The following is a 6,471-nucleotide window of genomic DNA, read 5'->3' on the forward strand; positions in this document are numbered from 1 at the left end:
GAATTATGTGTGCATACATTTTTGTAGTTCGATGCCAAATCATTGTAGAGACGTAGCAATGCTACGTCTCTACATACCCGTGAATTGTAAATTCATATCTTGATTCAGCAACGCCCTTTATCCAAGTATCATCATGCAAAAATGCGATCGCGATTGTGCGGAGCCTCAAAATCAATCAGCGGCCCTTTCGGAACGATACGAGTTGGGTTAACTTTCGGATGGCTTTTGTAATAATGTCGTTTGATATGATCTAGGTTGCAAGTTTCTTTAACTCCTGGCTGTTGGTACAAGTCCTTGAGATAATTCCACAAATTGGAATAATCTACGATTCGGCGTAAGTTGCATTTGAAATGCACATAGTAAACTGCATCAAAGCGAAATAAAGTTGTGAACATACACCAGTCTGCTTCAGTAATTTGGTTTCCACAGAGATAGCGTTGTTCTCCTAAGATTTTTTCCCAGTAGTCGAGAGCGTCAAATAATTCCGTTACCGCTTCATCATATGCTGCTTGCTTCGTTGCAAATCCCGCCCGATACACACCATTGTTAATCGGTTGATAAATAGCATCGATAGTCTCGTCAATAACTTTTTGCAAACTTTCTGGATAAAAATTTACGTTATTCTTAGCAAAACTATTAAATTCAGTATCAAACATCCGCATAATTTCGCGGGATTCGTTATTGACAATCGTCTTAGTTTGTGTATCCCATAAAACTGGAACTGTGACACGTCCGCTATAGTTGGGATCGGCTTGCAAATAAATTTGCCAAAGATAATTAGCCCCATTGGCTGTATCGGGAATGCTGCCTGGTTCATCCGAGAATTCCCAGCCGCGATCATGAATTTCCGGAGCAACCACAGACATACCAATAACATCTTGCAGCCCCTTTAACTGGCGCATAATCGCAGTGCGACATGCCCAAGGACAAGCCCAGGAAATGTACAGATGATAGCGCCCTGGTTCAGCTTTCAACCCACTTGAACCATCAGCAGTAATTTTGTTGCGGAAAGTGGTTGAAGGACGGATAAATTTACCTTCCGAGTCTTCTTGCTCCCGTTCAGATAGCCACTTACCATCCTTAAGAATTCCCAAACCCATGATTATTTTCTTTTGATTGAGGTAATGCACAACTCATTAGCTCACATCCTGGGTAGGAAATCATCAATCTAGGGAGTGGTTAGTGGTTGGTGGTTGGTGGTTAGTGGTTAGTTGTTAATTATTCACAAAAAATGACTACTATCTACTAACTACTATCTACTAACTACTATCTACTAACTATTCTTCATTAAGAATTTTGGGTACTTTGAAAAATTCGCCTTCTTGTTGGGGTGCACCCTGGAGAATAGCTTCGCGATCGCCATAAGGTTGGAGTTCATCGGAGCGTGTCACATTACTGACATCAATGGCTCGTGTTGTGGGCGGTACGTTAGTGATATCCAATTCGCTTAGCTGCTCGAAATAATCCAGAATACTTCCCAACTGAGTGGTAAATTGTTCTTCCTCTTCTGGTGTCAATTCTAGGCGAGCAAGATGGGCGACTTTGCGAACTTGTTCACGGTCGATCATAGGATGGTAATTGGTAATTGGTAATTGGTAATTGGTCATTAGTCATTAGTTAGTGGTTAGTGGTTAGTAGTTAGTGGTGATAAAAACAACCAACAACCAACAACCAACAAATGACCAATGACTAAAAGAATACGTCAATTTGCATTCTTCCTGTAGTTTTCAGCCAGTTTTGAGCTTCGATGTAGTTATTGGGAGCAAGGCGAATGGCTCTGATCCAATAATCAGCCGCTTTATCAAACAGTGCTTCGCCGCCGTCTTCGTCTCCTTCTTGTTTCGCTTTTTCTCCCATGAAGTGATAAATTACCGCGATGTTGTTCAAAGCTTGAGGTAAGCGGGGGTTACACTCCAGTGCTTGGTGATATAAATCTAAAGCCGTTTCGTGTTCGCCGTTGCTGGCATGAATTAGCCCCATGTTGTAGAGGATATAGCCCCGATCCAGTGCATCTTCTTCTAATTCTAGAGCTTCCTTGTAGTTTTCTAAAGCTTCGGCATATTCTCCTTCTGACTGCGCTGACATTCCATCTCGGTAATAAACAAAGGCTTCTTTCGCTCTTTTATTCGCTGGCAGGATCTTCAGGATCAAATCCGCCATAACTGTAAAGGATTTATCGATAAAGTTATCGTTTCTCTGAGTTCTTGGCATAGACGCCTCTGTGGTGTTCGGCTAGTGAGTGGGCTTTTTCACTAATAGTTAATTTAACTGATTTGCAGAAGAATTCCCCGTACTGAGTGGGGTTATACACTCTGAGCTATTATGCCTGGGGTTGTTTACTACGGTGTTAACGGGGTAGCTTGTCATTGCCTCTGATGGGTAGGGGTGCAATAGCGGCTGTAATACATTCGCTGCATGTATTTGGGGATCTAGCCACACGTCGTAATCTTGCTGTTGGAGAATTACTGGCATGCGATCGTGAATTGGTTGCAGTAATTCGTTAGCTTGAGTTGTCAAAATTGTGCAAGATTTTATCTGTTCTCCTTCAAGAGATTGCCATTCCTCCCACAACCCAGCAAAGCCAAAGGGTTTGCTATCCCGGAGGCGAAAATAATAAGGCTGTTTTTTGTCCCTTTGCTGCTGCCATTCATAAAAGCCATCTGCCACTATTAGACAGCGTCGGTGCTTGAAGGCAGAGCGAAAAGCAGGTTTTTCGGCTACAGATTCCGATCTAGCATTGATGAGCTTTGCTCCCATACTCGAATCTTTTGCCCATGAGGGTATTAAACCCCAACGTAACTGCTGAAGTTCACGTTTGTGATTTTCTAAATTATACAAAACCGTCGCTACCATTTGCGTAGGTGCAATGTTATATTGCGGCTCTAAATTCGGCACTTCTTCGACATGAAAGGCTCGAGCTAAAACTTCTTGAGTGACGCTTAAACTAAATCTTCCACACATTTTTTATTCTCTTTCGCTGCATAAAATTAAACATCTTAATGATAAAAATAATACTTGATTAATTTTATTTTTAGAGAATATATTTTCTTGGTCAAGAGCTGCATTTATAAAAATTTTATTGTGTTTCTTTATTAGTTTGAAAATTAATTCTATTTTACTGCATTATTATTAATCGTAACCTTCATCTCAACATTTATTGGCATGGAAACGCTGAGATTGTACGATTTTTTACCTTCAGGGAACGGCTACAAGATCCGACTTTTATTGTCACAAATTGGTATGCCATTTGAGAGGGTAGAGGTGAATATCTTGCAAGGTGAGACTCGAACGCCAGAGTTTTTGAGTAAAAATCCTGTTGGGAAAATTCCATTATTGGAGGTTGAGCCAGGGAAATATTTGGCAGAATCAAATGCCATATTAATTTATCTGAGTGAAGGAACAGAATTTTTACCTTATGACCGCTTTTTACGAGCGCAAGTGATGCAATGGTTATTCTTTGAACAAAATAGACACGAGCCTTTTATTGCAACACCAAGATTTTGGATTTCTATACTGGGTAAAGCAGATGAATATAAGGAAGCTATAGAGCAAAAACGCGAGCCTGGTTATGCAGCACTTAATTTGATGGAAAACCATTTAAAGACTTGCAATTTTTTTGTAGGTGAACGTTATACTATTGCAGATATTGCTTTGTTTGCTTATACTCATGTAGCTGATGAGGGTGGGTATGATTTGATGCAATTTCCTGCTATCCAAGCATGGATTGATAGAGTGAAAGCACAGTCAAGATATATCACTATTAAGGAAGAAATTCAGTATTAACTTTTTCAGATGCGAAGCATCTATAAACTCGTTTTCTAAGCTAATGCTCAGAGACGAGTTTATTTATTTAAGTTATCTAAGTTCTCATGAAAATTAGGCATGAAGCGATTTCAACGAATTTGTAGAGATGTGGCATAGGACATCTCTACAGAGTCAAAGTTTGATTAAAAAGCGACTTAAGCAATTACCTTTTACTCTATATATCACTGTCAATCTCTATCAACTTGTTCCGGGAAGATAAGCCAGACTTAATTCTGATTCTAGATTTTGGCACATCAAATTTTTCCGCTAGAACCTTAATGAGTTCTTCATTAGCCTTACCATCAACAGGAGGAGATTTTAAATAAACAATTAGACTGCCATCGGCTACTTCTTCTATTTTTTGAACTTTGGAATTTGGTTTAACTTTGACTTTTTTTTGCATAACCCTTTATTTGTAATTGCCGCAGCCACAACCAGCCTAAAACACTACCCAATGCATAATGAGGAAAATCCCACCAAACAAAGGTAGTACCAACTAACCATTTACCTATCAACGTAGCGCGAAACTGCTCCAAAAAGAGGGGATGCCATAATTGCAAAAATTCTAATATACAGGTGATGATAAAGACCCATACAGGAATTTGAATAGTTGCTGACGGACTGCGGAAAAACCAAAAAGCGAACAAGCACCAAAATATTTCGTAAAATACAGCCGCTCCGTAATCATTAAACCATTTATGAGCAGGGCCAATATAGTATTTAAAGAAAAAGCCCATCGCCACAACGATGAGCAGGGATATAAAAATATACAGACTTTGTGTTTTTTTTGACACGGTTTTCTAAGGGTTGGGGACAAATCAATTAAAAATTAAAAATCAAAAATTAAAAATGTAGAATATACAATTTTTAATTTTCTGTTCTAATTTTTAATTTTTTTACCCTAGGGTTGATCTGGATTACCGTTACCAATCACAGCAACTTTATGCCGATATACCAATTCGCCACCATACCAGCCGGAAACGCCGAGAAGTCCAGATACGACAACTGAGAGTACTAGTCCCCAAGGTAATATAGCCGTTACAGGGTTATTCCAGCGTAATACGAGGTTGATAATCGTCAGCACCAAGGCACTGACGTTGAGAATCAAGTGTGCCCATCCAGCAGTGCGCTTGCGGACTCTTCCTATTCTCAAAAAGTCCAGCAAACCAGTTAGGGCTGCTGCAATACCTCCTACTAAGCCGCCGACTATTAACCAAAAAGAGGCTCTAGCCCAGAAAGTATCGCCAATATACCAGAAGGCTGCATCCGTTAACAGCGCCCCGACGAGAAAAGAGATCGGGAATTGGACGAGAATTGGGTGAATAGGGTGGCCTGCGATCGCCACAGTACTAGGTACACCAGTGTCACGAAACTCCCTATCGTCGCTTTCCAAAAAAGCTGGAATATTAGGATAGGGCGTAGTGTTTCTCTCTTGAGTTGCCATAATTTATATGCTCCAAAGAACAAGAGGTGAAAAAACTTTTCCGTAAATTGGTGTAGAGAGTTGTAGCAGGGTAGGCGATCTCAATATTTGGGATGAAATGAAATTATGCCGAAGGAATTTTCTCAACATAAGCTTCGGTTTGCAACGAATTAATCTCCTGTTTGATGACCCTGGAGTCAATCTAGAAAAGCGGCCAGAAAAATTTATCTATCTAGCGAAGGAGTGTAGCCTCTAGTAGTTATCTATCTCAAAGTATAGATATATATTGATTTTTAAAATTATCCTGAAAATTAAATTTTTTATATCCTTGGTTTTGGAGTTATCGTTCAAAAGAAAGATGGAGCGAACCAAAATTATATGGCAACCTGAAGTTGTTGAAAATACAAATTATTTTCAGAGGAGAACACAGCATGGTTGTTGCTTTGGATGATGCTAAACGTTCTGCTATCGCCATGAAATTGGCAGATATGAGAGCAATTCAAGATTTAATCATTCAAAATGAAGAACAATTTTTGAGAGAAATAACTGATAGCGAAATTGCCGATCGCTTCCGCAAAATGCTCGAGGATGACCAAAAAAACAAGGGTGTTCTCGAAACAGTTAATGTTCAATATGGCATCCAAGCTGAGGCAGAAAAAACAGTTACAGAAATGATTCAAAAGCTTCGACAGTTGATGCAAGGTTCCGAATTGAGCTTGTATGAAAAAGTATTTCAACATGAATTGCTGAAGCATCAGCAAGTAATGTCCGGCTTGACAATTCATAAAGCCGCACAAAAAGTTGGTGCTGATGTGATGATGGCGATCGGACCTTTAAATACTGTTAACTTTGAGAACCGCGCTCACCAAGAGCAACTCAAAGGTATTCTGGAAATCTTGGGTGTTCGCGAACTCACCGGACAAGAAGTGGATCAGGGTATTTGGGGACGCATACAAGATGCTATGGCAGCATTGAGTGGTGTTGTCGGCAGTACTGTTACCCAAACCAGCGATAAAAGTGATATGAATGTCCAGGATGTTATCCGCCTGGATCACAACAAGGTGAATACTCTGTTCACCGAACTGTTGGCAAGCAACGATCCCCAAAAGATCCAAGAGTACTTCGTTGACATACTCACTGCCCTTGAAGGGCAGTGATTCTTGACGGCTCACAGCAACTAGCTAGCGAAGTAGTCTTATGGTCGCTCCCCGTCCGTTTAAGGTCGTGCCGATGCCCCATGCCGA

8 protein-coding genes and 1 pseudogene are annotated in these 6,471 nt (G+C 40.3%); 2 read left to right on the forward strand and 7 right to left on the reverse strand.

Features of this window, described 5'->3' with window-relative positions:
* Positions 1–131 precede the first annotated feature (131 nt).
* From HXY43_RS16585 to HXY43_RS16600, 4 genes are all read right to left on the reverse strand, one after another.
* Complete coding sequence (locus HXY43_RS16585) at positions 132–1,100, reverse strand: glutathione S-transferase family protein (protein ID WP_290884853.1); 969 nt, start codon at positions 1,098–1,100, stop codon at positions 132–134.
* 177 nt (positions 1,101–1,277) lie between these two features.
* Entirely contained in the window at positions 1,278–1,568 is a 291-nt protein-coding gene (gene gatC / locus HXY43_RS16590) for an Asp-tRNA(Asn)/Glu-tRNA(Gln) amidotransferase subunit GatC (protein ID WP_026732190.1), read from the reverse strand.
* A 121-nt stretch (positions 1,569–1,689) separates the two neighbouring features.
* The gene (locus tag HXY43_RS16595; protein WP_290884835.1) at positions 1,690–2,211 is read right to left on the reverse strand and encodes a photosystem I assembly protein Ycf3; all 522 of its coding nucleotides are present in this window, start codon (positions 2,209–2,211) and stop codon (positions 1,690–1,692) included.
* Positions 2,212–2,259: 48 nt separating this feature from the next.
* Positions 2,260–2,961, reverse strand: a complete 702-nt coding sequence (locus tag HXY43_RS16600) for an SOS response-associated peptidase (RefSeq protein ID WP_290884838.1) — start codon at positions 2,959–2,961, stop codon at positions 2,260–2,262.
* 201 nt (positions 2,962–3,162) lie between these two features.
* On the opposite strand from HXY43_RS16600, the gene HXY43_RS16605 reads away from it, so the two are divergent.
* Positions 3,163–3,783 (forward strand): glutathione S-transferase family protein, encoded by a 621-nt coding sequence (locus HXY43_RS16605; protein WP_290884841.1) that lies wholly within the window; start codon positions 3,163–3,165, stop codon positions 3,781–3,783.
* Between the two features lie 196 nt (positions 3,784–3,979).
* Here HXY43_RS16605 and HXY43_RS16610 read toward each other — a convergent pair whose 3' ends face one another.
* The 3 genes from HXY43_RS16610 to HXY43_RS16620 form a co-directional block, all read right to left on the reverse strand.
* The gene (locus HXY43_RS16610; protein WP_290884844.1) at positions 3,980–4,207 is read right to left on the reverse strand and encodes a DUF167 domain-containing protein; all 228 of its coding nucleotides are present in this window, start codon (positions 4,205–4,207) and stop codon (positions 3,980–3,982) included.
* Entirely contained in the window at positions 4,185–4,598 is a 414-nt protein-coding gene (locus tag HXY43_RS16615) for a DUF2809 domain-containing protein (RefSeq protein ID WP_290884847.1), read from the reverse strand. Before HXY43_RS16615 ends, HXY43_RS16610 begins: the two co-directional genes overlap by 23 nt.
* Before the next feature lie 107 nt (positions 4,599–4,705).
* The gene (locus tag HXY43_RS16620) at positions 4,706–5,248 is read right to left on the reverse strand and encodes a DUF2231 domain-containing protein (RefSeq protein WP_290884850.1); all 543 of its coding nucleotides are present in this window, start codon (positions 5,246–5,248) and stop codon (positions 4,706–4,708) included.
* A gap of 410 nt (positions 5,249–5,658) precedes the next feature.
* Here HXY43_RS16620 and HXY43_RS16625 point away from each other — a divergent pair.
* Positions 5,659–6,351, forward strand: a pseudogene (locus HXY43_RS16625) (DNA nickase); the annotation flags it as partial.
* Positions 6,352–6,471: the final 120 nt, after the last annotated feature.

It is taken from the genome of Fischerella sp. (genome assembly GCF_013388695.1).
In the GTDB taxonomy this organism is placed as follows: Bacteria; Cyanobacteriota; Cyanobacteriia; order Cyanobacteriales; family Nostocaceae; genus PCC9605.

Coding starts and splice junctions, on each gene's coding strand:
- HXY43_RS16585 (WP_290884853.1), bottom strand. CDS start 1,100: ATGGGTTTGGGAATTCTTAAGGATGGTAAGTGGCTATCTGAACGGGAG.
- HXY43_RS16620 (WP_290884850.1), bottom strand. CDS start 5,248: ATGGCAACTCAAGAGAGAAACACTACGCCCTATCCTAATATTCCAGCT.
- HXY43_RS16600 (WP_290884838.1), bottom strand. CDS start 2,961: ATGTGTGGAAGATTTAGTTTAAGCGTCACTCAAGAAGTTTTAGCTCGA.
- HXY43_RS16605 (WP_290884841.1), top strand. CDS start 3,163: ATGGAAACGCTGAGATTGTACGATTTTTTACCTTCAGGGAACGGCTAC.
- HXY43_RS16595 (WP_290884835.1), bottom strand. CDS start 2,211: ATGCCAAGAACTCAGAGAAACGATAACTTTATCGATAAATCCTTTACA.
- HXY43_RS16610 (WP_290884844.1), bottom strand. CDS start 4,207: ATGCAAAAAAAAGTCAAAGTTAAACCAAATTCCAAAGTTCAAAAAATA.
- gatC (WP_026732190.1), bottom strand. CDS start 1,568: ATGATCGACCGTGAACAAGTTCGCAAAGTCGCCCATCTTGCTCGCCTA.